Origin of the sequence: Cytobacillus firmus, assembly GCF_023715565.1 — a bacterium.
In the GTDB taxonomy this organism is placed as follows: Bacteria; Bacillota; Bacilli; order Bacillales; family Cytobacillaceae; genus Cytobacillus; species Cytobacillus firmus_C.
Genome location: NZ_JAMBOJ010000182.1, coordinates 1 through 270, shown reverse-complemented (window position 1 = coordinate 270; position 270 = coordinate 1). Strand labels below are relative to the sequence as shown.

Annotated in this window: 2 tRNA genes; both read right to left on the bottom strand. The window is 55.2% G+C overall.

From position 1 onward, the window contains the following. Nucleotides 1-47: 47 nt before the first annotated feature. Nucleotides 48-121 (bottom strand) — tRNA-Met (locus tag M3205_RS25405). 23 nt (nucleotides 122-144) lie between these two features. Further along, nucleotides 145-220: transfer RNA gene (locus M3205_RS25400), tRNA-Val, on the bottom strand. Nucleotides 221-270: the final 50 nt, after the last annotated feature.

Below are 270 nucleotides of genomic sequence, written 5' to 3'. Positions count from 1 at the left end.
CCTGCGTGACAGGCAGGCATTCTAACCAACTGAACTACCGGACCGGATTGCGGGGGCAGGATTTGAACCTGCGACCTTCGGGTTATGAGCCCGACGAGCTACCGGACTGCTCCACCCCGCGATAATAGTATTAATTAAAAATAATGGTGGAGGATGACGGGATCGAACCGCCGACCCTCTGCTTGTAAGGCAGATGCTCTCCCAGCTGAGCTAATCCTCCAAAATGGTGACCCCTACGGGATTCGAACCCGTGTTACCGCCGTGAAAGGG